21 protein-coding genes are annotated in these 25639 nt (G+C 61.7%); 14 read left to right on the forward strand and 7 right to left on the reverse strand.

What is annotated here, in order from left to right:
• Window positions 1-147: 147 nt before the first annotated feature.
• The 13 genes from ftsW (at window position 148) to recN (ending at window position 14816) form a co-directional block, all read left to right on the forward strand.
• Window positions 148-1317, forward strand: a complete 1170-nt coding sequence (gene ftsW / locus MN186_RS03220; protein ID WP_242111468.1) for a putative lipid II flippase FtsW — start codon at window positions 148-150, stop codon at window positions 1315-1317.
• Window positions 1314-2420, forward strand: coding sequence for a UDP-N-acetylglucosamine--N-acetylmuramyl-(pentapeptide) pyrophosphoryl-undecaprenol N-acetylglucosamine transferase (locus tag MN186_RS03225; RefSeq protein ID WP_242111469.1), 1107 nt, complete (start codon window positions 1314-1316; stop codon window positions 2418-2420). Before ftsW ends, MN186_RS03225 begins: the two co-directional genes overlap by 4 nt.
• Window positions 2421-2468: 48 nt before the next feature.
• The gene (murC, locus tag MN186_RS03230; RefSeq protein ID WP_242111470.1) at window positions 2469-3866 is read left to right on the forward strand and encodes a UDP-N-acetylmuramate--L-alanine ligase; all 1398 of its coding nucleotides are present in this window, start codon (window positions 2469-2471) and stop codon (window positions 3864-3866) included.
• A 13-nt stretch (window positions 3867-3879) separates the two neighbouring features.
• Window positions 3880-4119 (forward strand): DUF2484 family protein, encoded by a 240-nt coding sequence (locus MN186_RS03235; RefSeq protein ID WP_242111472.1) that lies wholly within the window; start codon window positions 3880-3882, stop codon window positions 4117-4119.
• On the forward strand, window positions 4116-4361 hold the full coding sequence (locus tag MN186_RS03240) for a DUF2484 family protein (RefSeq protein ID WP_242111474.1): 246 nt from the start codon (window positions 4116-4118) through the stop codon (window positions 4359-4361). The genes MN186_RS03235 and MN186_RS03240 overlap by 4 nt, the downstream gene beginning before the upstream one ends.
• A 1-nt stretch (window position 4362) precedes the next feature.
• The gene (murB, locus tag MN186_RS03245; protein WP_242111475.1) at window positions 4363-5295 is read left to right on the forward strand and encodes a UDP-N-acetylmuramate dehydrogenase; all 933 of its coding nucleotides are present in this window, start codon (window positions 4363-4365) and stop codon (window positions 5293-5295) included.
• 228 nt (window positions 5296-5523) lie between these two features.
• Window positions 5524-6438, forward strand: a complete 915-nt coding sequence (locus MN186_RS03250; protein WP_242111476.1) for a D-alanine--D-alanine ligase — start codon at window positions 5524-5526, stop codon at window positions 6436-6438.
• Complete coding sequence (locus MN186_RS03255; RefSeq protein ID WP_242111478.1) at window positions 6426-7373, forward strand: cell division protein FtsQ/DivIB; 948 nt, start codon at window positions 6426-6428, stop codon at window positions 7371-7373. The genes MN186_RS03250 and MN186_RS03255 overlap by 13 nt, the downstream gene beginning before the upstream one ends.
• On the forward strand, window positions 7370-8704 hold the full coding sequence (ftsA, locus tag MN186_RS03260; protein ID WP_242111479.1) for a cell division protein FtsA: 1335 nt from the start codon (window positions 7370-7372) through the stop codon (window positions 8702-8704). Before MN186_RS03255 ends, ftsA begins: the two co-directional genes overlap by 4 nt.
• Window positions 8705-8940: 236 nt before the next feature.
• Entirely contained in the window at window positions 8941-10656 is a 1716-nt protein-coding gene (ftsZ, locus tag MN186_RS03265) for a cell division protein FtsZ (protein WP_242111480.1), read from the forward strand.
• Window positions 10657-11074: 418 nt separating this feature from the next.
• A complete protein-coding gene (gene lpxC, locus MN186_RS03270) occupies window positions 11075-12007 on the forward strand; it encodes a UDP-3-O-acyl-N-acetylglucosamine deacetylase (RefSeq protein WP_242111481.1) in 933 nt (310 codons plus the stop codon).
• Between the two features lie 220 nt (window positions 12008-12227).
• Complete coding sequence (locus tag MN186_RS03275) at window positions 12228-13124, forward strand: outer membrane protein assembly factor BamD (protein ID WP_242111482.1); 897 nt, start codon at window positions 12228-12230, stop codon at window positions 13122-13124.
• Between the two features lie 39 nt (window positions 13125-13163).
• Complete coding sequence (gene recN, locus MN186_RS03280; protein ID WP_242111483.1) at window positions 13164-14816, forward strand: DNA repair protein RecN; 1653 nt, start codon at window positions 13164-13166, stop codon at window positions 14814-14816.
• 6 nt (window positions 14817-14822) lie between these two features.
• Here the strand turns inward: recN and MN186_RS03285 are convergent, their stop codons facing one another.
• Window positions 14823-16196 carry an FAD-binding oxidoreductase gene (locus tag MN186_RS03285; RefSeq protein ID WP_242111484.1) on the reverse strand — a complete coding sequence of 458 codons (1374 nt, stop codon included), beginning with the start codon at window positions 16194-16196 and terminating at the stop codon, window positions 14823-14825.
• Window positions 16197-16272: 76 nt separating this feature from the next.
• Here MN186_RS03285 and MN186_RS03290 point away from each other — a divergent pair, with 76 nt between their 5' ends.
• Window positions 16273-17961 (forward strand): chloride channel protein, encoded by a 1689-nt coding sequence (locus MN186_RS03290; RefSeq protein WP_242111485.1) that lies wholly within the window; start codon window positions 16273-16275, stop codon window positions 17959-17961.
• Window positions 17962-17976: 15 nt separating this feature from the next.
• On the opposite strand, the gene rsmA is transcribed toward MN186_RS03290, so the two are convergent.
• The 6 genes from rsmA to lptF all read right to left on the reverse strand — a co-directional run bounded on the left by rsmA (window position 17977) and on the right by lptF (window position 25595).
• Window positions 17977-18819: a 16S rRNA (adenine(1518)-N(6)/adenine(1519)-N(6))-dimethyltransferase RsmA gene (rsmA, locus tag MN186_RS03295; protein WP_242111489.1), complete on the reverse strand. Its 843-nt coding sequence runs from the start codon at window positions 18817-18819 to the stop codon at window positions 17977-17979.
• Entirely contained in the window at window positions 18816-19802 is a 987-nt protein-coding gene (pdxA, locus tag MN186_RS03300) for a 4-hydroxythreonine-4-phosphate dehydrogenase PdxA (protein ID WP_242112712.1), read from the reverse strand. The genes rsmA and pdxA overlap by 4 nt, the downstream gene beginning before the upstream one ends.
• 23 nt (window positions 19803-19825) lie before the next feature.
• The gene (locus MN186_RS03305; RefSeq protein ID WP_242112714.1) at window positions 19826-21100 is read right to left on the reverse strand and encodes a peptidylprolyl isomerase; all 1275 of its coding nucleotides are present in this window, start codon (window positions 21098-21100) and stop codon (window positions 19826-19828) included.
• A 72-nt stretch (window positions 21101-21172) separates the two neighbouring features.
• Window positions 21173-23329: an LPS-assembly protein LptD gene (locus MN186_RS03310; protein ID WP_242111491.1), complete on the reverse strand. Its 2157-nt coding sequence runs from the start codon at window positions 23327-23329 to the stop codon at window positions 21173-21175.
• The gene (gene lptG / locus MN186_RS03315) at window positions 23326-24423 is read right to left on the reverse strand and encodes an LPS export ABC transporter permease LptG (RefSeq protein ID WP_242111493.1); all 1098 of its coding nucleotides are present in this window, start codon (window positions 24421-24423) and stop codon (window positions 23326-23328) included. Before lptG ends, MN186_RS03310 begins: the two co-directional genes overlap by 4 nt.
• Entirely contained in the window at window positions 24420-25595 is a 1176-nt protein-coding gene (gene lptF, locus MN186_RS03320; protein WP_242111495.1) for an LPS export ABC transporter permease LptF, read from the reverse strand. The genes lptG and lptF overlap by 4 nt, the downstream gene beginning before the upstream one ends.
• Window positions 25596-25639 lie beyond the last annotated feature (44 nt).

Raw genomic sequence — 25639 nt, forward strand, 5'->3', positions numbered from 1 at the left:
CGCTGGAAAAATGGTAAAAACCCCGCTAACGTTTGCACAACGACCCGCATCAGACGGGCGAATGAGGATCAGTGGCAGACATAACCCGAAAACGGGGCCTGCTGTTGGTGAAGACGAGCGGTAGAGACAAGTGGCAGGCATTATCCCATGACAGAGATGGTATATGGCGCGGTTCCCGCGCGTGATGGCGACCCCATACTTCCCCGGTGGTGGCGCACAATTGATAAATGGTCGGTGTCCTGCATCCTGATTTTGTTCGGAATCGGCATTCTGCTGGGTCTGGCCGCCTCGCCACCGTTGGCCGAACGCAATGGGCTTGAGCATTTTCATTACGTCCAACGCCAGTTGATTTTCGGTGTGACCGCGCTGATCACTTTTTTCGCCACCACGATGATGAGCCCGCAGATGGTGCGCCGCCTTGGTGTGCTGGGCTTTGGAGTGGCGTTGGGCGCCTTGATGCTGCTGCCGGTGCTGGGCACGGATTTCGGCAAGGGCGCGGTGCGGTGGTATTCGCTGGGCTTCGCCTCGGTCCAGCCGTCAGAGTTTCTGAAACCCGGTTTCGTGGTGGTCGCTGCGTGGCTGATGGCTGCAAGTCAGGAAATTAACGGCCCACCGGGGCGGTCCATGTCGCTGGCGCTGGTGCTGGTGATCGTGGGATTTCTGGCATTTCAGCCTGATTTCGGGCAGGCTGCGCTGCTTCTGTTTGGCTGGGGTGTGATGTATTTTCTGGCCGGTGCGCCGATCCTGCTGTTGGCTGGTGCCGCCGGGGTTGTCGTATTGGGCGGGATGTTTGCCTATAACAACTCGGAACACTTTGCGCGCCGCATTGACGGGTTTCTAAGCCCGGACGTCGACCCGACAACCCAGCTTGGCTATGCCACAAACGCGATCCGCGAGGGCGGCTTTTTCGGCGTCGGCGTGGGCGAGGGGCAGGTGAAATGGTCGCTGCCCGACGCGCATACCGATTTCATCATCGCCGTCGCCGCCGAAGAATACGGCCTGATCCTGGTGCTTGTGATCATCGCGCTTTATGCCACCATCGTCGTGCGCAGCTTTTTGCGCCTGATCCGTGAACGCGATACGTTCATCCGGTTGGCAGGCTCGGGTTTGGCCGCGATGTTTGGTATTCAGGCGCTGATCAATATGGGCGTCGCCGTGCGCCTTCTGCCTGCCAAGGGTATGACCTTGCCGTTCGTCAGCTATGGCGGGTCGTCCCTGATCGCGGGGGGAATTGCGCTTGGTATGCTTTTGGCCTTTACCCGCACCCGGCCACAGGGCCGCATGCAGGACGTGTTCGCAAACAGGCAGGGACGATGAGCCAGACCAAACCCCTTCTTATCATAGCCGCAGGCGGCACTGGCGGCCATATGTTCCCAGCCCAGGCCCTGGCCGAGGCGATGTTGCGCAAGGGCTGGCGGGTGAAACTGTCAACCGATGCGCGCGGCGCGCGGTATACTGGCGGCTTCCCACATGTGGTCGAAATCGAGGAAGTCTCCTCGGCGACCTTTGCGCGCGGCGGGGTGTTTGCCAAAGCCCTGGTGCCCGCCCGGATCGGCGTGGGCATATTGGGCGCGATCCTGAAAATGCGCCGCGACAAGCCCAAGGCCGTTGTCGGGTTCGGAGGCTATCCGACGATTCCTGCGTTGTCAGCGGCCAAGATGTTGAACGTGCCGCGCATGATCCACGAACAAAACGGTGTGTTGGGGCGGGTGAACAAGATTTTCGCGACGCGTGTGAACGCTGTTGCTTGCGGCACTTGGCCGACCGAGCTGCCCGATGGCGCAAACCCCTTCTATACCGGCAATCCGGTCCGGGGTGCGGTGTTGGCCCGCCAGACCTCAGGCTATATTTCGCCCGGTGATTATCCGATGTCGATCCTTGTCATAGGCGGCTCGCAAGGTGCGCGGGCTTTGTCGGACACGGTGCCACCTGCAATTGCCAACCTGCCGACAGAACTTTTGGAGCATATCTCAGTCAGCCATCAGGCGCGCGAGGAAGATATGGAGCGGGTCAGCGCCTTTTACACCGAACACGGCATTCGTGCCGATGTGCAGCCCTTCTTTAGCGATATCCCGCGCCGCATGTCCGAAGCGCAACTGGTGATCAGTCGGGCAGGGGCGTCGTCGGTGGCGGATATTTCGGTGATCGGGCGCCCGTCAATTCTTGTGCCATATCCGCACGCAACGGACGACCACCAGACGGCAAATGCGCGCGGCCTGCTCGACGCAGGCGCCGCGATCTTGATTCCGGAAAGCCGGTTGGATGTGGATACGTTGTCCGAACAGATCAGAACGGTTCTGGACAATCCCGAAGGCGCCATGCGAATGTCGCGCGCCGCGCAGGGGCAGGCCCGCCCCGATGCGACAGACGCGCTGGTGGAACTGGTCGATCAACTGGCGGGTGTCCCCCAAACAACTTGACGGACCACAGACAGGGCCGGGCATATCGCACGAGTGAAAGGTAGCCACATGAACGCAGCAGCGACCAAACTTCCCATCGAGATGGGGATGATCCACTTTGTCGGCATTGGTGGCATTGGCATGTCCGGTATTGCCGAAGTCCTGCTGAACCACGGCTATCGGGTGCAGGGGTCGGATCTGAAGACCTCGAAGATCACCGACCGGCTTGCCGATCTGGGCGCTGAAATCTTCGTTGGCCAAAATGCCGAGAACCTGGCGAATGCCGAGGTGGTCGTGATCTCTTCCGCGATCAAGCCGGGCAACCCGGAACTGGATGCTGCGCGCGCGCGCGGCCTGCCGGTGGTGCGTCGGGCGGAAATGCTGGCCGAGTTGATGCGCCTCAAATCCAACATCGCTGTTGCGGGTACACACGGTAAGACGACCACCACCACGATGGTGGCCGAGTTGCTGGTGCATGGCGGCATCGACCCGACCGTGATCAATGGCGGCGTCATTCACGCCTATGGTTCGAACGCGCGGATGGGGCAGGGCGAATGGATGGTGGTCGAGGCCGATGAAAGCGACGGCACGTTCAACCGTCTGCCCGCGACTATCGCCATCGTCACCAATATCGACCCCGAACATATGGAGCATTGGGGCGACTTTGACACGCTGCGTCAGGGCTTTCTGGATTTTGTGTCCAACATTCCGTTTTATGGGCTGGCAATTTGCTGCACAGACCATCCCGAAGTGCAGTCGCTGGTTGGCAAGCTGACCGACCGCCGTGTGGTAACTTATGGCTTCAACGCGCAGGCGGATGTGCGGGCGGTCAACCTGACCTATAAGGGTGGTGTCGCGCATTTTGATATTGAACTGCAAGGGCAAGACGAGCGGATCGACAATTGCACGCTGCCGATGCCGGGGGATCACAATGTCTCGAACGCGTTGTCGGCTGTGGCGGTCGCGCGCCATCTTGGCATGACGCGCGACGAAATCCGCGCGGCTTTGGAGAGTTTTGGCGGCGTGAACCGGCGCTTTACCCGCGTGGGCGAGGTGAACGGCGTCACCATCATCGACGATTACGGACATCATCCGGTCGAGATTTCCGCAGTGCTGAAAGCTGCCCGCCAAGCGACCGAGGGGCGCGTGATCGCCGTGCACCAACCGCACCGCTTTTCGCGCCTGCATGATCTGTTCGAAGAGTTTTGCGCCTGTTTCAACGAAGCCGATGTGGTCGGAATTGCTGATGTCTATGCGGCTGGCGAAGACCCGATCGAAGGCGCAAGCCGCGATGATCTGGTTGCAGGTCTGGTTAGCCACGGCCATCGCCACGCTTGCGCCGTGCCAGATGAAGATGCGCTGACCAAGCTGGTGCGGGACCATGCCGAGCCGGGTGATTTGGTGGTGTGCCTTGGGGCGGGGACGATCTCGATCTGGGCCAACAACCTGCCCGCGCGGCTGTCATGACACGGCCCGCGCAATGAGCCCGTCGCTGATCGCAGCGGCCGTTTGGGTGATCGCCGCTAGCGCGGTGGCGTTCCTTCCGATGCGCCGCCAGTTCGGGCCGGGCTTTGTGCTGTTGGCCGCCGCGCCTGTGCTGATCATCTGGATTGGGGCCGCGCATGGATGGATATGGTCAGCGATCGGGTTGGGCGCGTTCATCTCCATGTTCCGCCGCCCCCTTTGGTATCTAAGCCGTAAAGCACTGGGCCGGGTATGACGCTATCACTGATCCTTGCGTGTTTCTGGGCGGTGGCGGCGCAAGTCGTCGCTCTGTTTCCCTCGCGCCACCACCACTGGCCCGCCGCTTACATCTTGATTGCCGTGGGCATTCCGTTATTGGGTTTCGTCGTATATGAAAACGGTCCACTGGTCGGAGGGCTGGTCTTGATCGCGGCGATGTCCATTCTGCGCTGGCCGGTGATCTATCTGATCCGGTGGCTGCGCAGAACACGAGGTTGACGTGACCCATCCAAGCAAGATCGAAACGCGCGGAACGTTGGTGGCGGACAAGGACCTGTCTGGCCTGACATGGCTGCGCGTGGGTGGCCCTGCGGATTGGTTCTTCATGCCCGCGGACGAAGACGATTTGGCGCAGTTTCTGGCAGCGCTCGACCCTGACATTCCGGTTTTTCCAATGGGCGTCGGGTCAAACCTGATCGTGCGCGATGGTGGCATTCGCGGCGTTGTGATCCGGCTGGGGCGGGGGTTCAATGGCATACAAATCGACGGCCACCGCGTCACCGCAGGGGTCGCCGCACTGGATGCCCATGTGGCGCGCAAGGCGGCTGAGGCCGGTGTTGACCTGACCTTCCTGCGCACCATCCCCGGTGCCATCGGCGGCGCGGTCAAGATGAACGCGGGCTGCTATGGCACGTATGTTGCCGATGTTTTTGTCAAGGCGCAGGCGATCACGCGGGCAGGCGAACGCGTCACCCTGACCGCCGACGACCTGAGGTTTCAATATCGCCAGACCGACCTGCCGGATGGATGGATCATTACCAGCGCGACATTCGAGGGCCCGCCGGGCGATCCCGCCGATTTGACCGCGCGGATGGACGCGCAACTGGCCAAGCGGGATCAGACCCAGCCGACCAAGGACCGCACCGCAGGGTCAACGTTCCGCAACCCGGCGGGCTACAGTTCGACCGGGCGCGCTGATGATAGTCACGAGCTGAAGGCGTGGAAGGTCATTGAGGATGCAGGGATGCGTGGCGCCACCCTTGGCGGGGCACAGATGAACCCTATGCACGCGAATTTCCTGACCAACACTGGCGATGCCACCGCCGCAGACCTTGAAGGTTTGGGCGAAGAGGTCAGAAAAAAGGTTTACGAACACAGTGGCATAGAGCTAGTATGGGAAATCATGCGCGTGGGTGAACCGGCAGGCAAATAAGCTGGCAATCACGTGCAGATACTGGGGTCGGGCAGGCCCTTCAGATCCGGTCGAAAAGAACCGGTGACAAGGGGCAAACGCCCTTGCAAACAAGGGGCATCAAGCCCTGTGCGAAGGGGCGGTACAGCCTCCGATAAAGATAAATACCGTGCACAAAGTGCGGATCGGCGCCGGAAACGGCTGGGCAGTTGGCCGCATCGCGCGGCCAGGGACGAGGCAAAAGCAGGCATGTCGGGCAAGACAGTCTCGAAAGTTGTGGTTCTTCAGGGCGGCCATTCGGTCGAACGGGAAGTCTCGCTGAGTTCCGGGCGCGAATGCGTCGCGGCGCTGAAGGCTGAGGGCTATGACGTAGTCGCGATAGACGCTGGCCCCGATCTGTCTGAACGCCTGCGTGCAGAATCCCCCGACGTGGTGTTCAACGCACTGCATGGCCGCTGGGGCGAAGACGGCTGCGTGCAAGGGCTGCTCGAGTGGCTGCAAATTCCCTATACCCATTCCGGTGTGTTGGCCTCGTCTTTGGCGATGGACAAGGAGCGCGCGAAGGATGCGTTTCGCGTGACGGGCCTGCCGGTCGTGGACAGTATACTGGCCCCCGCCGACGAAGTGCGCGCGCGTCATGTGATGGAGCCGCCTTACGTGGTGAAGCCCTATAACGAGGGCAGCTCGGTTGGCATCTATATTGTGCAGGACGGCGCGAACACGCCCCCACAGTTGGCCGCAACGATGCCCGACACGGTGATGGTGGAAACCTATGCGCCGGGGCGCGAACTGACCACGACCGTGATGGGCGACCGGGCGCTTGGCGTGACCGATATTCTGACCGATGGCTGGTATGATTACGACGCGAAATACGCGCAAGGTGGGTCGCGCCACGTTCTGCCCGCCGACATCCCCGCTGACATTGAAGCCGCCTGTCTGGATTACGCCCTGCGCGCCCACAAGGTGCTGGGCTGCCGCGGAGTCAGCCGCACCGATTTCCGCTGGGACGAGGCGCGCGGGCTGGACGGGCTGATCCTTCTGGAAACCAACACGCAACCGGGCATGACGCCCACATCGCTGTCCCCGGAACAGGCAGCCCATCACGGGATCAGTTTCGGGCAGTTCTGCGCTTGGATGGTGGAGGACGCATCATGCGATCGCTGATACGCCGCAAGACGCGCACGGAATATCACTCGGTCGGCGCGTCGCGATCGGGAAAGACCGCCGCCGGGCAGGGCGCGCGCCGCGACCCGGCGCCCTCGCGGCTGGCCTATAAGGTGCATCGGCTGTGGCTGACGCCGCTGTTTCGCGGTGCGTTGCGGGTGGGTCTTCCGGTGGGTGCAGTGCTTCTGGTGGTCGGCTTGTATCTGTCGAACCCCGACAATCGTGCGGCGATCATGGGCAGCGTGACGAAGGTTCAGCGTTCGATTCAGGAACGCCCCGAATTTATGGTCAAGCTAATGGCGGTCGAAGGTGCAAGCCCTGTGGTCGATGACGCCGTGCGGCAGATGTTGCCGATTGATTTTCCGATCTCAAGCTTCGATCTGGACCTTGAGGCGATGCGCCAGCAGATCGCGCAGCTGGACGTGGTTGAAAAGGCCGCGCTGCGCATTCGCCCCGGCGGCGTGCTTGAAGTCGCTATCACCGAACGTGATCCGGTCATTGTCTGGCGGCATGACGGGATACTGGATCTGTTGGACCGCACCGGGCATCGCGTGGCAAGCATGACCGCGCGCAATGGGCGTCCCGATCTGCCATTGATCGCAGGCATGGGGGCTGACCGTGCCGTGCGCGAGGCGCTGGAGTTGATCGCCACGGCCCGCCCGCTGGGTGCCGATCTGCGCGGCTTGGTGCGCGTGGGCGAACGCCGGTGGGATCTGGTTCTGGCGTCGAAACAGCGCATTATGTTACCGGCCAACGACCCGGTTTCGGCCCTGGAACAAGTGATCGCCCTGGATCAGGCGCAAGAGGTCCTGTCACGGGATCTGACCGTAGTTGATATGAGAACCCCCCAACGTCCAACCCTTCGATTGACGAACCCCGCCGTCGAAGAGTTGCGCCGCATCAGGGGACGTGAGTTTGGAGAAGACCCGTCATGACCGATCTATACAGCCAGCAACGTGCCATGCGTTCGATGCGCGAAGCTGCGATGCAACGCGGGGTGATCGCCATATTGGATATCGGCAGTGCCAAGATTGCCTGCCTGATCCTGCGCTTTGATGGGCCCGAGCAGTTTCGCGACAGCGACGGGGTGGGCGGCATGGCAGGTCAAAGCGCGTTTCGCGTGATTGGCGCGGCCACCACGCGGTCGCGCGGCGTTCGCTTCGGCGAAATTGACGCGATGCAGGAAACCGAACGCGCCATCCGCACTGCCGTTCAGGCGGCGCAGAAAATGGCAAATATCCGGGTTGATCACGTCATCACCTGCTTCTCGGGTGCCAACCCTCGCAGCTACGGTTTGGCCGGCGCTGTCGAACTGAACAACTCGGCCGTGCGCGAAGATGACGTGGCCCGCGTGCTGGCGTCGTGCGACATGCCTGATATCGGCGAGGGGCGCGAGGTGCTGCACGCTCAACCCGTGAACTTTGCGCTGGATCACCGGTCGGGCCTTGGCGATCCGCGCGGACAGATCGGCAACCGCCTGGCGGTGGACATGCATGTCCTGACAGTGGACAGCACGGTTATTCAGAACCTTCTTTATTGCATCAAGCGCTGCGACCTGGAACTGGCGGGGCTGGCCAGCTCGGCCTATGTGTCTGGCATTTCGGCGCTGGTCGAGGATGAACAAGAACTTGGCGCGGCCTGCATTGATTTAGGCGGTGGATCAACTGGCCTGTCTATCTTCATGAAAAAGCACATGATTTATACCGACAGCGTTCGGCTGGGCGGGGATCACGTGACCTCGGATATTTCCAAAGGGTTGCAGGTGCCACTCTCCACGGCGGAACGGATCAAGACCTTCTATGGCGGCGTGGTCGCCACCGGGATGGATGATCGCGAGATGATCGAGATTGGCGGCGACACTGGCGATTGGGAACATGACCGGCGCACCGTCAGCCGCGCCGAGTTGATCGGCATCATGCGCCCGCGGGTCGAAGAGATTCTGGAAGAGGTCCGGTCCTGTCTGGATGCGTCCGGTTTTGAACATCTGCCCAGCCAGCAAATTGTGCTGACCGGCGGTGGCAGTCAGATCCCCGGTCTGGACGGTCTGGCGCCGAAAATACTGGGCCAACAGGTCCGCATCGGGCGCCCGCTTCGGGTGCAGGGCTTGCCGCAGGCGGCGACGGGGGCGGGGTTTGCCTCGTCCGTGGGGCTGTGCCTGTTTGCCGCCCATCCGCAAGACGAATGGTGGGATTTTGACATTCCGGCTGAGAGCTATCCGGCCCGCAGCCTGCGCCGCGCTTTCAAATGGTTCAAAGACAATTGGTGACGGGCGCGCCGATCCCGCTACATGCGGTGCGTTCGGCGAAATCCTGCTGAAAATCCGGTGAATTCCCCAATATTTTGCGGTTTTGCGCGCCATTAGGGCGTGACGAAAGACTGCTTTTCAGGGTATCATGGGAAAAATCGAGGCAGTAACCGGCGATTCAGTCGGAATTAACAGACAGTATTTGCCGCCACCGGGGGACATCGGTGCGGCGCGGACATTGAACAGGCGGACAAATCATGACTTTGAACCTTACCTTGCCCGGTCAGGAAGAGCTGAAACCTCGTATCACTGTATTTGGCGTGGGCGGTGCCGGCGGCAACGCAGTCAATAACATGATCGAGAAAGAGCTTGAGGGCGTAGAATTCGTAGTAGCCAACACCGACGCGCAGGCATTGCAGAACTCGCGTTCGAAAGACCGCATCCAAATGGGTGTGAAGGTCACCGAAGGTCTGGGCGCAGGCGCGCGGGCGTCTGTGGGCGCAGCTGCGGCAGAAGAATCAATTGAACAGATCGTCGATCATCTGGCCGGCGCACATATGTGTTTCATCACCGCCGGGATGGGCGGCGGCACCGGAACAGGCGCGGCCCCGATCATTGCGCAAGCAGCGCGTGAATTGGGTGTGCTGACCGTAGGTGTCGTGACCAAGCCCTTCCAGTTCGAAGGCGCAAAACGCATGCGTCAGGCTGAAGATGGCGTCGAGGCACTGCAAAAGATGGTCGATACGCTGATCATCATTCCCAACCAGAACCTGTTCCGCCTTGCCACCGAGAAGACCACCTTTACCGAAGCGTTTTCGATGGCCGATGACGTGCTTTATCAAGGCGTTAAGGGTGTAACCGACCTGATGGTTCGCCCGGGTCTTATCAACCTCGACTTCGCGGATGTCCGCGCCGTGATGGACGAGATGGGCAAAGCCATGATGGGCACCGGTGAATCCGAAGGTGAAGATCGTGCGATTCAAGCCGCCGAAAAAGCCATTGCCAACCCGCTGTTGGACGAAATCAGTCTGCGTGGCGCGAAAGGCGTGTTGATCAACATCACCGGCGGTTACGACCTGACGTTGTTCGAACTGGACGAGGCAGCCAACCGCATCCGCGAAGAGGTCGACCAGGACGCCAACATCATCGTCGGCTCTACGCTGGACACGGATATGGAAAACGCGATGCGTGTGTCTGTGGTTGCGACGGGCATCGACGCTGTCGATGTGAATTCGGAAGTGCCGTTGCCGCGCCGCAGCTTGGCTGCACCGCTGCAAGCACCGCAGGACGTCGAGCATAAGATGGAAGCCGAAGCGCCCGATGCGGTTGCCGCGGCAGCTGCCATCGACAACGCTCCGGTGCGCGAAGCCCCTGCTGCTGCACAGTTCCAAACGGCGCAAAATGCGCCCGAACCCGATGCCGCCAGCACCGAACCCACGCTGTTTGGTGACATGGAACCGCAATCGACCGCACCTCAGGCACCACGCGAAAACGTGTTCGAGGCTGAAAGTGCAGGGGGCGATGTGCCGCCGCCTGCTTATCAACCCCGTGAGCCCGAAGCCGCGCCTGCCGATCCTTATGCAAACTATGGCGACGAACCGGATGTTGCGGCCTTTGTCGCTCCGCGCGCGCCGGCACCGGGCACACCGTCGCCCGAGGCACTGGCGCGTTTGCAGGCCGCTGTACAGAACCAACCTCGTGCGCAAGGCGCAGCCGCCCCGCAGCACCGCGCACCCCAAGGTGACGGGTCCGCCGATCACGCCCAAGGCACCTCTTCGCAGGAAAAGCCGCGTTTTGGGATCAATTCCCTGATCAACCGGATGACGGGGTCGGGTGCGGCAGGGGCCGAAGATCACGCGCGCAGCCAACCTCCGGTACAATCGCAACCGCCCGCGCAGCCGCAACCCCGCGCGGCAGATCCCGAGCAGGACAAAGTGGAAATCCCAGCTTTTCTGCGCCGCCAAGCGAACTGATCCACCCATATTCAAGGGGCGCGCGTCCGTAAGGGGCGCGCGCCCCCTTATTTGTTATGGGGTGGACCGTGACGGGTTGCGCGGTGATACGCCGGTTTCTGATGATACCGAAAATCAAGATAGACCAGCCTTTGAGCGGGTCTTTTTCATTTAAAGGCATAGGGTTAGGGCGCGTCCTTCATAGAACGAGCGGTGCTCTGCCGAGCCGTGTCAGCATGTTACAGACCGTTACAGAGGTTTGAATTGTCATTTCTCGGGGCAAGACTTACCTGTCAGGTACCACGCGATGGACGCGTGGCGCGCAATCACGGTGCGGCTTGAACAGGCCCGCCGGCGCGGCAGAAAAACAACGGGCACCCGGCCACCGCCATGCGCGACAGCCCCGCCCAACCGACGCAAGAAAGCAAAGAGGCGACACGTGCAAACCACAGTTGCAAGCACAGTTTCATTCACCGGCACGGGGCTTCACTCCGGTCGTCCGGCACGGATGTATGTCACGCCCGCCGCTGCCGATCACGGCATATGGTTTAAACGTCTTGATGTGCAGGATCGCGACAACCTGATCGCTGCCCATTGGGCCTCGGGCGTGTCGACGCCGTTGTGCACGTTGATCCGTAATGATGCGGGCGTCGAGGTGAAGACCATCGAACATATCATGGCTGCGCTGGCGGGCTGTGGTATTCACAACGCGTTGATCGAACTGGATGGGCCCGAAGTGCCGATCATGGATGGCAGCGCGGCGCGGTTCGTTGATGGACTGGTCAAGACCGGCGTGCGTGATCTGGGGACGCCCGTCCATGTGATCGAAGTGTTGAAGCCCGTGGAATACCGCGAGGATGATGGCGATCACGCCGTTTGGGCGCGGTTGGAACCGTCAGACGGGTTTGAGATCGACTTCCATATCTCGTTCCCGGACAAAGTGATCGGCACCCAGCATCTGCGGCTGGATATGTCCAATGGCAATTTCGTACGTGAGCTAAGCGATAGCCGCACCTTTTGCCGCCGTGCGGATGTCGAGACAATGCATGACGCTGGCCTGGCCCTTGGTGGCACCTACGACAATGCGGTGGTAGTGGACGGCGATGCGGTGCTGTCGCCCGGCGGTCTGCGCCATGCCGACGAAGCGGTGCGTCACAAGATGCTGGATGCGCTTGGTGACCTTGCGCTGGCAGGGGCGCCGCTCAAGGCGCGCTATGTTGGCCACCGTTCGGGTCATGCCATGACCAACAAGCTACTGCGCGCCCTGTTTGCCCAGCCTGATGCTTGGCGTCTGGTTGAATGCGACGAAGCGCTGGCGCGCCAGTTGCCAGGTGTCGGTGTGCGTCGTTCCGACCTGCCGATGACGGCCTGATTGCGCGGCAATCCCTTCGGCGCACACCCTATGCCACGCCGTTTTGGTGTGGCATTTTTCGTTTCATGTGCGCGATTTATGTCCCGATCGCCCACCATCTGCCCCGAAGCCACGAAAATTGCAGAGCAAACCATTTTGCCTCGAAAATTTCTGTGCTAGGACAGGCGGGAACAATTCGGGCGTTTTGGTCGAATAGAAATTTTTTGGGGTGGCACCGGTCATGATCCGCGTGAATTTTGGCAAAGCTATCGGCGTGGCTCTGATTTCGGGCACGGCTCTTGCATCCTGCGGGGGCGGCGGGGGCAGCCTTGGCGGCTCGAACAGTGGGGGCGGCCTGTTTGGTGCCTTTTCCCAACCGGTCGAAAAAAAGCCGATCGACCAATGGACTGCAGAAGAAATCTATAAACGCGGCGAATACGACCTTGAACGGGGCGACCCGGCCGAAGCCGCAAAATGGTTCGGCGAGGTCGAGCGGCTCTATCCCTACTCCGAATGGGCCAAGCGCGCGCTGATCATGCAGGCGTTTTCGTTGCACAAGGACCGCGAATACGAACAGGCGCGGGCCAGCGCGCAGCGCTATATCGACTTCTACCCGGCGAATGAAGATGCTGCCTATGCGCAGTATCTGCTGGCGCTCAGCTATTATGACCAGATCGACGAGATTGGGCGCGATCAGGGTCTGACCTATCAAGCGTTGCAAGCCCTGCGCGCAGTGATCGAACGCTATCCCGACACAGAATATGCGAAATCCGCGATCCTGAAATTCGACCTGGCGTTTGACCATCTTGCGGCCAAGGAAATGGAAATCGGTCGGTATTACCTGAAACGCAAACACTATACGGCCGCGATCAATCGCTTCCGTGTGGTGGTCGAGCAGTTCCAGACCACGACCCATGTGGCCGAGGCGCTGCACCGCCTGGTCGAAGGCTACATATCGCTGGGGCTGATCAACGAAGCCCAGACGGCGGGCGCGATTCTGGGCCACAACTTCCGATCGACCGAGTGGTACGAAAGCAGCTATCGTTTGCTGACACAGGCCGGGTTGACGCCAGAAGCCAAGGGCGACAATTGGCTGAACCGCATTTATCGCCAGTTGATCAAGGGCGAATGGCTCTGACTCTGTCTTCGGGCAAGGCAACCGGCGACCGAGGGCAACATGCTGCGTGGTCTTGATATTCGCGATCTTCTGATCATCGACCGGCTGGAGCTTGAGTTTCAGCCGGGTCTGAACGTGTTGACCGGCGAAACTGGCGCGGGCAAGTCGATCTTGCTGGACAGCTTGGGCTTCGTGCTGGGCTGGCGGGGGCGCGCCGATCTTGTGCGCACCGGCGCCGATCAGGGCGAGGTCACGGCAACATTCGATCTTCCCGCAGGTCATCCCGCCCGCGCGGTGCTGGACGATGCCGGCATCCCGGTCGAGGATGAATTGGTCCTGCGCCGCGTGAACCGGGCCGATGGGCGCAAGACGGCGTGGGTGAACGACCGCCGCGCGTCGGGCGAGGTGCTGCGCGCGCTGTCGGACACGCTGGTGGAACTGCACGGGCAGCAGGATGATCGCGGGCTTCTGAACCCGCGCGTGCACCGGCAATTGTTGGACGAATTCGGCGGGTTGGGCGCGCAGGTCGACGCCAGCCGCGCTGCGTGGCGCGACCTTGCGCGGGCGCAGAAGGCGCTGGATCAGGCGCGCGCCGATCTGGCCGCAGCCCAAGCCGAAGAAGAGTTTCTGCGCCATGCGGTTGGCGAGCTGGACACGCTGGCCCCTGAACCGGGCGAGGATGCCGAGCTTGATGCGCGCCGTCGCCTGATGCAGGGCGCAGAACGAATCGGAGAGGATATTTCCAAGGCCCAACAAGCCCTAGGCATGGGCGAGGGGGCCGAGGCCCGCGCCAGCGATGCGCTGCGCTGGCTGGAAGGGGTGGTCGAGCAGGCAGGCGATACACTGGACGCGCCCATCGCCGCCCTTGGCCGCGCGCTGGCTGAATTGTCCGACGCCGCGCAGGGGATCGAGGCTGCGCTGGACAGCCTGACCTTCAATCCGCACGAGCTTGAGATGGTCGAGGAACGTCTGTTCGCAATCCGCGCAATGGCCCGCAAACATCAGGTGGCACCTGACGATCTGGGCGGTTTTGCTGACGAGCTGCGCGCGCGACTAAAGGCGCTGGATGCAGGCGCGGATGCGATTGCCGGGCTGGAACAGGACGCGGCAGACGCGCAGGCGCGGTATGATACCTCCGCCACCGCGCTGACGCAGGCGCGCAGCAATGCGGCGACGGAATTGGACAAGGCCATGTCGGCAGAGCTCGCGCCTTTGAAGATGGAGCGCGCCGTTTTCACCACCGCTCGCACCGACACGGACGCGGGGCCGGAAGGTCGCGATCACATTACCTTCACCGTCGCCACCAACCCCGGCGCACCCGCTGGCCCGTTGAACAAGATTGCATCCGGGGGCGAGCTTAGCCGCTTCCTGTTGGCGCTTAAGGTCTGCCTGACCCGCGAAGCCGACGGCTTGACCATGATCTTTGACGAAATCGACCGCGGCGTGGGCGGTGCCACCGCCGACGCGGTTGGCCGTCGCCTGTCGGCTTTGTCGGATGGCGGGCAGGTCTTGGTCGTGACCCATAGTCCTCAGGTCGCCGCCCTTGGCGATCATCATTGGCAGGTGCAGAAAACCGTGGTGGAGGGTGTCACATTATCCATTGTCGTCGCGCTGGATGATGCCGCCCGCGTGGACGAAGTGGCGCGCATGATTTCTGGCGATACGATCACCAAGGCAGGTCGCGCAGCGGCGAAAGAACTGCTGGGCGGTTAACCGCGTCTAGCCCTGTGGAACAAGTTTTCCGGGGTTCAGAATGCCAGTCGGGTCCAGCGCCGATTTGATATCACCCATCACCGACCAAGCGGCGCCGTGCTCGGCCTCCATCAAGTCCAGCTTGCCCATGCCGATGCCGTGTTCCCCCGTGATCGTGCCCCCCATCGCCAACGCCCGGTCGCTCATCCGGCGGGCCAGCGCCTTGGCGGTGGCTTTCTCGGCGGCGTTGCCGTCTTCGATCAACAGGATCGCGTGGAAATTGCCGTCGCCGACGTGGCCAAGGATCGGCCCCAACAGGTTTGATGCCGCGATGTCGGCCTGTGTTTCTTCGACCGCGCAGGCCAGTTGTGAAATCGGCACGCAGATATCCGTAACCACCGCCCGCGCGCCGGGGCGCAGGGACAGGACCGCGTAATAGGCATGGTGGCGGATTTTCCACAGCGCATTGCGATCTTCGGTCTTCGTTGCGTGCTTATAGCCAGTGGCACCAAAATCGGTCGCGATCTCGCCGAACCCGTCGCTTGCCTCGGCCACGGCAGCGGGGCTTCCGTGGAATTCGACCAAGAGGTGGGGGCATTCGGGCATGTCGGTGCCAGCATAGACGTTGAAGGCCCGCGCGGTGTCGGCATCCACGAACTCGATCCGGGCCATCGGAATGCCCATCTGGATCACCTGCTGCACGGCCCCCACCGCCGAAGCCATGTCTGGAAAGGCGCAGATCCCTGCGCTGATCTGTTCGGGGATGCCGTGCAGGCGCAAGGTCAATTCGGTGATGATGCCTAACGTGCCTTCGGACCCAAGAAAAAGCGCGGTCAGATCATAGCCCGACGCTGATTTCGCCGCGCGCGATCCGGTCGTGATCACCCGCCCATCGGCCAGCACCACGGTCAGGCCCCGCACGTTGTCACGCATCGAGCCATAGCGCACCGTGGTCGTCCCCGATGCCCGCGTCGCCGCCATGCCGCCGATGGACGCATTTGCCCCTGGGTCGACCGGAAAAAAGACACCCATTGTGCGCAGCTCAACGTTCAAATCTTCGCGCGTCAGGCCTGGTTGCACGACTGCAAGCATATCGCCGGGGTCTGCGGATAGGACCGCGTTCATGCGCGACATATCCAGACACAGGCCGCCGCGAGGCGCGCTTGTGTGCCCCTCAAGCGAGGTGCCCGCGCCGAAGGGGATCACCGGCATGCCCGCGCTGTGACACAGATGCAGGATCGCGCTGACCTCATCCGTGGTTTCGGGCCACGCCACCGCATCGGGCGGGGCGGGGTCGAAATGGCTTTCCGATCCGCCATGATGCAACAGATCAGACTTGGAGCGGCTGAGCCGATCGCCTAGCATGGACGAAAGCTCGGTTAACACGGTGTCGATGGTCATCCCATCCTCCCCAGCAAAGCCGGAACAACTTATGGTAAATGCGTGATCTTGGGAAGAGTGGCGCAGGCGGGGGACGATGCCTAATCGGCTAAAATTGTTCTTAAATCGCGTGTGGCGGGAGCTGGTTTCGCGGATCTCTACTGCTTGGGATATTCTGGTCGAGAAAGGTCCAAGCCAACTGCAGTTCTGGCTGATTGCCTTGGTGATCGGGATCGCCTCTGGCTTCGCCGCACTTGGGTTCCGCAAAGGGATCGAGACGCTTCAAACAGCGATTTATGGCACCGACGATCTGGCCCATTTGCACAGTTTCGCCGGCACCCTGCCGTGGTATTGGGTGCTGCTGCTGCCAGCGTTCGGGGGGCTGGTGGTGGGCATTATCTTGAACTGGTTCACCCATGACGGGCGGGTGCGCGCCGTCGCCGATGTGATCGAGGGCGCAGCGCTTTGGGACGGGCGCGTTGAAAAACGCGCGGGGTTGGGGTCGGCGCTTGCGTCGATGATAACGCTGTCTACTGGCGGGTCGTCGGGGCGGGAAGGGCCAGTGGTTCACTTGGCCGCGGTGATTTCAAGTTGGGTGTCGGCGCGGATCAAGGCTGATGGCGTTACCGGGCGCGATTTGTTGGGCTGTGCCGTCGCTGCGGCTGTGTCGGCCAGCTTCAACGCCCCCATCGCGGGCGCGCTGTTCGCGTTAGAGGTGGTGTTGCGCCACTTCGCTGTACGTGCCTTTGCACCCATCGCCATTGCTTCGGTTGCTGGGACGGTCATCAACCGTCTTGAATACGGCGATGTGACCGAGTTTATTTTGCCCGCCGAGGGATCGTTTGTCTTTTATGTCGAACTTCCTGCCTTCCTGATCCTTGGGCTTGTCTGTGGCGTGGTGTCGGTGGTGTTGATGCGGTCCATTTTTTGGGCCGAGGATGTGAGCGATGCGGTGCAATCGGCCTTGCGCCTTCCGAAGGTGCTGCGACCAGCCATTGCAGGGCTGATGCTGGGGGCGATTGCGATCTGGTATCCACACATCATTGGGGTCGGGTATGAAACGACATCGGACGCGCTGACCGGGACACTGGGGCTGCAACTGGCGATCTCGTATGTGGTGGTCAAGGTGGTGGCGGTTGCGATTACCATTGCCGGGCGTATGGGGGGTGGTGTTTTCTCACCCGCGCTGATGGTGGGCGCGCTGACCGGGCTGGCGTTTGGCATCGTGGCGACGTCCATCTTCCCTGACGTTTCCGGCTCGCAGACGCTGTATGCGTTGGCAGGCATGGGGGCGGTGGCGGCTGCCGTTCTTGGCGCGCCGATTTCCACCACGCTGATCGTGTTTGAACTAACGGGCGACTGGCAAACCGGCATTGCCGTGATGACGGCGGTGTCGCTGTCCACAGCGCTGTCCAGCCGTTGGGTTGATCGCAGTTTCTTCCTGACGCAGTTGAAGCGAAGCGGCATCCATCTGGCGGCTGGTCCGCAAGCCTATCTGCCGTCAACGGTTCGGGTCGCGACCGTCATGCGCGATCGCGACCACAGCCGCGCCGCAAAGGAGGAGTTTTGCTGGGAATTGATTGAAGATGGCGTCTATGTCGATGGCAACGCCACCTTGCAGGTGGTCATGCCGATGTTCGAAAATGCCAGCACCACCTTTATTCCCGTCGTCACCCTGGGGGGCGAGGGCGACCCGCCCGAGCTGTGGGGCGCGGTGTTTCAGGTGGATGCGTTAAAGGCCTTCAACCGCGCGCTGACCCGCATGGCGGCGGAAGAACATAGTTGATGATGGGCGCAAGGCTCAGGATGCTGCCAGCGCGCGACTAAGGGCGCAGAATTCTTCGATGCCGATTTCTTCGGCCCGCGACGTCGGTTTGATCCCGACCGATGTCAGCACGTCCTCGATCTGTGGATGTAATCCCTTCAAGGACGCGCGCAGCATCTTGCGCCGCTGTCCGAACGCCTTGGCGACCAGTGCTTGCAGCTTGTCCGCATCCGCCTCGAAGCGCGGAGCGGGCAGAGCGTCGAAATGCACCACGGAAGAATGGATCTTGGGCGGAGGGGTGAATGCCTCGGGTGGCAGTTCCATCACCACGCGGGGGGTGGTGCGCCATTGGGCCAGTACGGCCAAACGACCGTATTTCTTCGATCCCGGCTGGGCGACGATCCGATCGGCAACCTCTTTCTGGAACATCAATGTCAGGCTGTCCCAGACGGGCGGCCAACTGGGCGGGGTCAGCCAGCGCACCAGAAGCTCGGTCCCTACGTTATAGGGCAGGTTTGCCACGATGCGTATGGGCGGGGTCAGGTGGTCCAGCGGATCAAGGTCTAACGCATCGGCGTTGATGATCTGAAGCCGGTCGGGATAGACTGCCTGTATCTCGGCCAATGGTGCCATGGCGCGGCGGTCTTTTTCGACGGCCAGTACCTTGCGTGCGCCTTCAACCAGCAAACCGCGCGTCAGCCCACCGGGGCCGGGGCCGATTTCCAAAATATCCGATTTGCTTAGATCACCCGCCTGCCGCGCAATCTTGGCGGTCAGGTTCAGGTCTAGAAGGAAATTCTGCCCAAGTGATTTCTTGGCGGTCAACCCGTGGGTCGCGATCACTTCGCGCAGGGGGGGCAGGCCGTCGATCTGGCTCATCTGTGCTGTCCATGCGCTTGCCCGTGCCGGGCGCGGCCCATGCGCCGCGCCATGCGCAGTGCGGCGATCAAAGAGCTTGGGTCGGCCTTACCCGTGCCCGCAATGTCAAACGCCGTGCCGTGATCGGGCGAAGTGCGGACAAACGGCAGGCCCAACGTGACATTCACGCCACCCGCAAAGTCGATGGTCTTGATTGGGATCAGCGCCTGATCATGATACATGCACACCGCCGCATCATAGCCCGCACGCGCCGCCGCGTGGAACATCGTATCGGCTGAAAGCGGCCCGATAAGGTCCAGCCCCTCAGCCCGAAGGTCATCCAGAAGCGGGGTGATCATCGTGATTTCGTCCATCCCCATCGCGCCGCCTTCCCCCGCATGGGGGTTCAGCCCGGCCACGGCGATGCGCGGGGTGGACAGGCTGAAATCGTCGATTAGGGCGCGGTGGGTGGTGCGGATGACTTGTTCCAACCCTTGGCGGGTCAGCGCTTTTGGCACGTCCGACAGGGCAATATGGATCGTCGCAGGCACGACGCGCAGCCCGTCGCAGGCCAGCATCATCACGACTTCGGCGCCGCCCGCCAGATGTGCCAGAAACTCGGTATGGCCGGGAAAGGCAAAGCCTGCACCGTCCTGCAGGGCCTTCTTGTGAATGGGGTTGGTGCAGATCGCCAGCGCCTCGCCCTGTTGGGCAAGGTCCACCGCGCGTTCGATGACCCTGACGACCTGCGCCGCATGGTCCGGCTGTGGCTTGCCGGGCGTACGCGGGGGGCCAAAATCATGGGGCATGACGGGCAACGAGGGCGCGTCGAACGCCCCCGTGGGCGCAGAGATTTCCGTGAACGCGGTGCCTGCGGGCAGATGCGCGGGGTCACCGATCAAGAAAAATGGCACCTCGCCTTTCAAGGCAGCAAAGGCCGGGCCTGCAATATCCGGCCCGATGCCAGCAGGCTCGCCCATCGTTAACGCAATTGGTGGCAAGATGGCCTTTGCCGGCGCGGTAGAGGTCATTGGCCGGTGTAGTCTTCGATATGCGCGGCTGCCTCCAGCTCTTCCAGATAGGCTGTGGCGTAGCTTTGCAAACGTTGGTTTTGCAACTGGCGCTTGATATCGTCGCGGCTGACGTCTTCGGGCAGGTCACGGGCGCGCGAACACAGCATCAGGAACACGAGGTTCTGACCAGAGGCCGAGGTCAGCGCAGTTGATACCTCTCCTTCGTCCAGCTTGGCCAGCTCCACCGCATAGCGCGTGGGCACCTGCCCAATGGGCATGGCCTCGCGCTGCAATTGCGCGGGATTTTCGCCGCCCACAATGCCGAATAGGTCATTACAGGTGTCGGCCCTGCTGCGCAGACGGGCGGCTTCGGCCAGTGTTTGCGCGGTGCGTCCGCCGGGCAGCATAAGCGTGGCATAGTCAACGGTCACATCCTTGGGGGCGGGGGCGTCGGTTTCCTCCATCGCGCGCAGTTGGAAGATGGCCACGCCGTTCTGAACGGGGATCGGATCGGTGACATGACCGGGCGCGAGCGGCAGAATTTGCGCGGCAATGGCTGGCGGCAGGTTCGACAGATCCATCCAAGGCATCCGGCCCGACCGCTGCTTCGAGGGCGCAACCGAATACTGTCGCGCCGCCGCTGAAAACCCGCCCAGCGTCGTGATCTGGCTAAGTTCCGAGGCCCGTGCGTTCGAGCTTTGCATTTGTGCCGGTGTCTGTGCCGGCAGAATGATTTCCGACAGCAGAACACGCACGCCAGCGCCGGGGCGGGTCAGTGCAAGTTGACGATCAACCTCGTCATCCGTGACCGTGACGCGTCCGGCGAACCTGGCGCGCACGACGCCGCGCCAGGCGACGCCGGCGGCGACGAAATCGCGGAAGGTTTCTTGCGCGATGCCTGCCTGGGCAAGGATCTTTGTGAATGCCTCGATCTCAAGATTGAAGCGACCGGCGAATTCGGTCATGCCTGCCAGCACCTCTTCTGCCGTCGGTTCGACATCGGCTTGCACCGCAGCTTGGCGTTGCAGGGTTTCGTTGGTCAACTGCTCGATCGCCAGATCGCGCAGGTTGCCGGGCGCTTTCAGGATGGTCAGAAACGCCATGCGCTGCGACAGTTCATACGCGGTGATCACGCCGTCATTGACCTTCTTGACCGGGGCAAACAGGTTTTGTGCCATTGCTTGCGGGGCGCCCCACGACATCGCGATCACCAAACCCACCACAAGCGCCAGTGCGACCCGTTTTGTGCGGTGAAGAGTCTGCCACGTGTTCGTGCGGCTGTTGGTCATACGTTTCACCATGTGTCTGTCCGATCTGCTCGTCATCATCTCAATTTCCGGTTTCGGTTCCATCCCACCTGATCAGCCGCCGCATTTATGCGTGGTTCTGCTGCGCGCACCGCCAAACCCGGTCAGTTCGACCTTAAGGCCGAAATCTGTCGTTGGCGTCACATTAGTCGAGGATGTGAAACGACGCGAGAGGGAAACATCCACAAAAAGGCATTCATTTTGATACTGCAGCCCAAGACCCGCACGGGTGGCCTGATTTTCCTGCAGATCGAAGCTGCCATCGGCCGAGACCTTCCAGAAGTCACTGACCTGATAGGCTCCGTCCAATCGCAGCTCGTGCGTGGGGTCGGGGCGGTTTTCGGCGATGTCCTCGACCACCCAGATATGGGCGGCGCTGATCTGGAAATCCTCGTCCAGATACGCGGCGCGGGTTTCCGACTTGGTCAGGCTCAGATCGTCACCCACAAGGGCGCGACCCTGAAAGGCGAAGCGGCCCCCGATGTTGACATGCCCGCCCAGAAGCCAATCGGACTGGTCGCCCGCAAGGCCCGAGGCGTCGGTGAACTGGTCGATCCCACCTTCCCGAAAAACCCGGCCAGCGCCCAGCGTGAAGGCCCAGCCCGACGGCGAATGGCGTGTCCAGTTCAACCCGAAGGCGGCGCGTGCACCATCCTCGCGCCGGTCCTGTCCGGGGAAGCGGCTGAGGTCGAACAGGTTTGCCTCGTCAAACTCGACAAAGACGCTGTCCTCGTTCGGGATGTCGGCGCCGACCTGTTCGGACCACGCGATATGGGCGATCGGCTCGACGATATCCACTGCGCCCGAGGCAGCGACCCGCGACAGGGGCCAGCGCAGGGTGAGACCGGCTGACGGTGCCGCGAAGCTCTGCTCGGAATCGAACCGGCTGTCCTGTTCGATCCAATAAACGTTGGCGTCCACCCCCGCTTCGGCCTGAATAAGCAGCCCGACAGGCCCGATCCAGTCGCGCGTCCAGGTCAGCCCGGCACCCATTCGCGCCACATCGCGGCCCAGAATATCAGCGGTGCTTTCGCGAAAATTGGCCTGCCATGACAGCGTGCCGCGCATCTCGCCCCCGAGCCAGCTTGGAAACAAGCGGCGTTCATAAAACGCGTCGATCTGGGCAAAAGGCAACTGATCGGAAATCAATAGTTCGGATTCGCGCAGCGTGTCATAGCGGGTGATGCCGCCGAACACGAATTCGTCACGCCGCGCACGCATCACGTTGACCGTGCTGCGCAACCTGTCCTGATCGGAATAGCCGTAATCCAGCAAATAGCCGGGGTCAGAGGCCTCTTGCACCTCGAACCGCAGGGTGTAATCGCGGGGCAGGGCGAAGGTGCCTTCGCCAAAGACGTAAAATCGGGTTTCATCATCGGGCAAGATGGTGTCGCGGCTGATCGCGCCGGTAAATGCGATGTCGCCAGCACGAAACGCCTGCCGGTATCGCCACTCAAGTGTCGTGGTCTTGGCGGCCAGAAATGGTGATAGGGTCACGTCGGCATGATTGCCCAGACGCAGGAAATACGGCACGCTGACGCCCAGCCCAAGGGTCGAGCTGGTGCGAATCTGTGGCGGCAGAAAGCCCGATGCGCGTTTCAGGGTAGGGTCGGGAAGCCGCAGGCGCGGCAGGTAAAAGATCGGCACATCCGCCACACGAAGCTGCGCGCCATGGAAATACAACTGCCGCGCTTTTTCGTCATGCACCACGCGGTCGGCCCGGATTTGCCACAGGGGCACGGGGTTGGCCGCGCAGACCTGACAGGATGACGCCGCGACGCGGCTCATCTGGGTATAACGCCCGTCGATTCGATTGATCTGGGCGGCAGCGATTTGCAGTTGCTGGTCCAGCACCAGACGGGCGCTGGTCAGGATGCCGTTGCGCAGGTCCGACGACAGTTCAGCCGCTTGGGCGACCAACACTGTGCCATCCTCGCGGCTTATGGCGATGGGACCTTCGATCGTCAGCGTATCGGTCGATCTGTCATAGGTGACGCGGCGCGCGGTCAGGCGCGTGCCTTCATACAGGACCACCACATTGCCTTGCGCGATCAGGGCGTCGTTGCCCTCGACCCGCACCTGATCGGCGATCAGGCTGGCCTGACCGGCGAAGGCGACACCGGCGCAAAGGGCCAAAGCCCCGGTGGCGACGGCCAGGCCAAGCCACGCTGCCGACACACCGGCGCGAAGTCTGCGCATCAGGTCCATCATCCGTCCTCCAGATGCAACAGGATGCCCATGGGCATCATGATCGCGGCAATGGGCGGCACCCATGCGGCCAAAAGCACGGGGATTTGCCCGTTCTCTCCCAATATCTGCGCGAAGTTGCGGATGAAATAGGCGCCAAACCCCATCATCAGCGCAAACAGCACCATGATCCCGGTGCGCCCAAACCGCGTGTGGCGCATCGTGAATCCTGCGCCGATCAATACCATCGCGACGAGGAACAGGGGCGTTGCCAGCTCCATCTGGAACCAGACGCGATGCGCGCGGGACGAGAAGCCTGCGGCCTCCAACTGGCGGATGAACCCCGGCAGATCCCAGATCGAGATTGAGCTGGGCTTGCCGAAACTGTCGCGGATCTGGTCCTGCGTCAGGTTCGAGGTAATGGCGTAGTCGCCATACGCTTGCGCCTCAAGCTCGGGGTTGTCGGCGTTTTCCAAGTCCCAGACCTTGGCATCGGTCAGCGACCACTGGCCGGGTTCCAACTTTGCCTTGCCCGCTTCGATCCGCAGGGTGGGCAGACCATCGGGGGCGAACGAGAAGAAGGTGACGCCGGACAGATGTGTGCCCTCAAGGTCCGATCGTGTGGCGTGGATCACGGTTTGCCCGTCTTCGTTGCCTTGCCTCAGCCACACCCCTTCGGGCGAGATGGACAGGACAGACCCGCCCGTGCCCTTCAGTTGCGAGGCGACGCGGGCGTGCTTTTTTGACGTCGCTGCGGCGATCGGGTTGCCAACTGCCACCGCGATCATCCCGAATATAAACACCGTCAGCGCAGGCGAGATCAACGTTTGCAGTGCTGATCGGCCGGCTGCCCGGGTTACAACCATTTCCGAACTGCGTGCAAGGCTCAGGAACATCCACAGCGTCGACAGAATGACAATCAGGGGCAGGATGCGGTAAATCCAGACCGGGGCGTTCAAAAGCGTCAGGCCCAGAATGTTGCCGAATCCCACCGCTGCCGCGTCAAACCGGCGCATGCTTTCCACCATGTCCAGAAGCACAAAGATGATCCCAAGCACGACCAGCATGGTCAGAAACGCGGTCAGGAAACGGCGGGCGATGTAAAGGTGCAGCTTCATGCGGTGCCTCCGACGGGCTGGGGGTCTTCGCCGCGGGCCAATGCGCGCAGGGTGCGCCGCCGTATGCGCAGATCGCGTGGCGATGGGCGGCTGGCAAGGATCAGCACCACGATGTTGAACACCGCGCCAACGCCCGTGGCGACATAGACGAGCCACAGCGCGCTGTCGCTGCGCCGTGCCATGTCCAGCATCGTATTGTCCAGCGTCTGCAACAGTGCCACCGTTCCCAGCGCCAGCACCACCTGTCGCCACAACCCGAACCGGCTGAAGCCCGCCACGATCAGCATGGAAAACCCGCTGAGCGCGGTAACAACGGAATAAAGCGCCTGAGCATTGCGAAAATGCCCCTCGGCCCGCAACGCGGCCCGGGTTTCGCCGGTTTCCTCAAGCGTCGTGTCGGGCGGGTCCAGAAGTTCGGGCGTGTAGATCTGCGTCACGGCACGATTGCCAATGACGGGGCCTGCCATCAACGCCGATATGTCATAGGTAAAATTCTTGAACCCGGTGGTCGACAGCCTTTGCGTTTTTGTGTTCAGAACCTGCGCCAGACCGTCAAACATGATCAGACGCGGGCCTGCATCGGTGCGCAGGATCAGTGCCTTCTTGGCGGTATAGGTATATTTCTGCCCCGCTTCGCGTTCGTCGGACAGAAAGATATCCTGCAACTCGCCGGCTGCACTGATTTCGCGAATATAAAGCGTCATCCCCTTGACGGGGTGGACGAAGCTGCCTTCGGTCAGAAAACGCGCGGTGATGTTTTCCGACACCTCGGCTTGGCGTTCGGCAAAGCGAAGCTGGCTCATCGGGACCAGTACATGGGTCAGGACCAACATGAACAGCGCCGTGAACAGGCCAAAGATCAGCACCGGGCGGGCCAGCCGAAAGGGGCCAAACCCTGCCGCCTGCGCCACCACCAGCTCGCTTTCCGAATTCAGGCGGTTGGTGACTGATACAGAGGCGGCAAAAGACGCAATCGGTATGATGAACACGATCACGCCGGGCACGATCATCGCCGAGAATTCCAGAAACACCAGTGCGGTCTGGCCGCTGGCAATCAGCTTGTCAAACAGCAGAACCGCCCGGTTCACCCAAAACAGCAAAACCAGCACCAGCCCGTAAAAGCCAAACAGCATGACAAGCTGCGACAGCATATAGCGGTCGAATCTGGCCATTTTTTCCCCGTTTCACCCCATATCTTGTGGTCTGTTTTCTAGCC

The sequence above is a fragment of the Aliiroseovarius sediminis genome, assembly GCF_022678485.1.
GTDB classification, from domain to species: Bacteria; Pseudomonadota; Alphaproteobacteria; order Rhodobacterales; family Rhodobacteraceae; genus Aliiroseovarius; species Aliiroseovarius sediminis.

Bases quoted from the DNA above. Each gene is read 5' to 3' on its own strand.
- lptG (WP_242111493.1), bottom strand. From the start codon at position 24,423: ATGAAGCTGCACCTTTACATCGCCCGCCGTTTCCTGACCGCGTTTCTG.
- ftsA (WP_242111479.1), top strand. From the start codon at position 7,370: ATGACCGATCTATACAGCCAGCAACGTGCCATGCGTTCGATGCGCGAA.
- MN186_RS03255 (WP_242111478.1), top strand. From the start codon at position 6,426: ATGCGATCGCTGATACGCCGCAAGACGCGCACGGAATATCACTCGGTC.
- murC (WP_242111470.1), top strand. From the start codon at position 2,469: ATGAACGCAGCAGCGACCAAACTTCCCATCGAGATGGGGATGATCCAC.
- MN186_RS03285 (WP_242111484.1), bottom strand. From the start codon at position 16,196: ATGACCATCGACACCGTGTTAACCGAGCTTTCGTCCATGCTAGGCGAT.
- rsmA (WP_242111489.1), bottom strand. From the start codon at position 18,819: ATGAGCCAGATCGACGGCCTGCCCCCCCTGCGCGAAGTGATCGCGACC.
- ftsZ (WP_242111480.1), top strand. From the start codon at position 8,941: ATGACTTTGAACCTTACCTTGCCCGGTCAGGAAGAGCTGAAACCTCGT.
- ftsW (WP_242111468.1), top strand. From the start codon at position 148: ATGACAGAGATGGTATATGGCGCGGTTCCCGCGCGTGATGGCGACCCC.
- MN186_RS03250 (WP_242111476.1), top strand. From the start codon at position 5,524: ATGTCGGGCAAGACAGTCTCGAAAGTTGTGGTTCTTCAGGGCGGCCAT.
- MN186_RS03240 (WP_242111474.1), top strand. From the start codon at position 4,116: ATGACGCTATCACTGATCCTTGCGTGTTTCTGGGCGGTGGCGGCGCAA.
- recN (WP_242111483.1), top strand. From the start codon at position 13,164: ATGCTGCGTGGTCTTGATATTCGCGATCTTCTGATCATCGACCGGCTG.
- MN186_RS03275 (WP_242111482.1), top strand. From the start codon at position 12,228: ATGATCCGCGTGAATTTTGGCAAAGCTATCGGCGTGGCTCTGATTTCG.
- lptF (WP_242111495.1), bottom strand. From the start codon at position 25,595: ATGGCCAGATTCGACCGCTATATGCTGTCGCAGCTTGTCATGCTGTTT.
- MN186_RS03310 (WP_242111491.1), bottom strand. From the start codon at position 23,329: ATGATGGACCTGATGCGCAGACTTCGCGCCGGTGTGTCGGCAGCGTGG.
- MN186_RS03225 (WP_242111469.1), top strand. From the start codon at position 1,314: ATGAGCCAGACCAAACCCCTTCTTATCATAGCCGCAGGCGGCACTGGC.
- MN186_RS03290 (WP_242111485.1), top strand. From the start codon at position 16,273: ATGCCTAATCGGCTAAAATTGTTCTTAAATCGCGTGTGGCGGGAGCTG.
- MN186_RS03235 (WP_242111472.1), top strand. From the start codon at position 3,880: ATGAGCCCGTCGCTGATCGCAGCGGCCGTTTGGGTGATCGCCGCTAGC.
- MN186_RS03305 (WP_242112714.1), bottom strand. From the start codon at position 21,100: ATGACCAACAGCCGCACGAACACGTGGCAGACTCTTCACCGCACAAAA.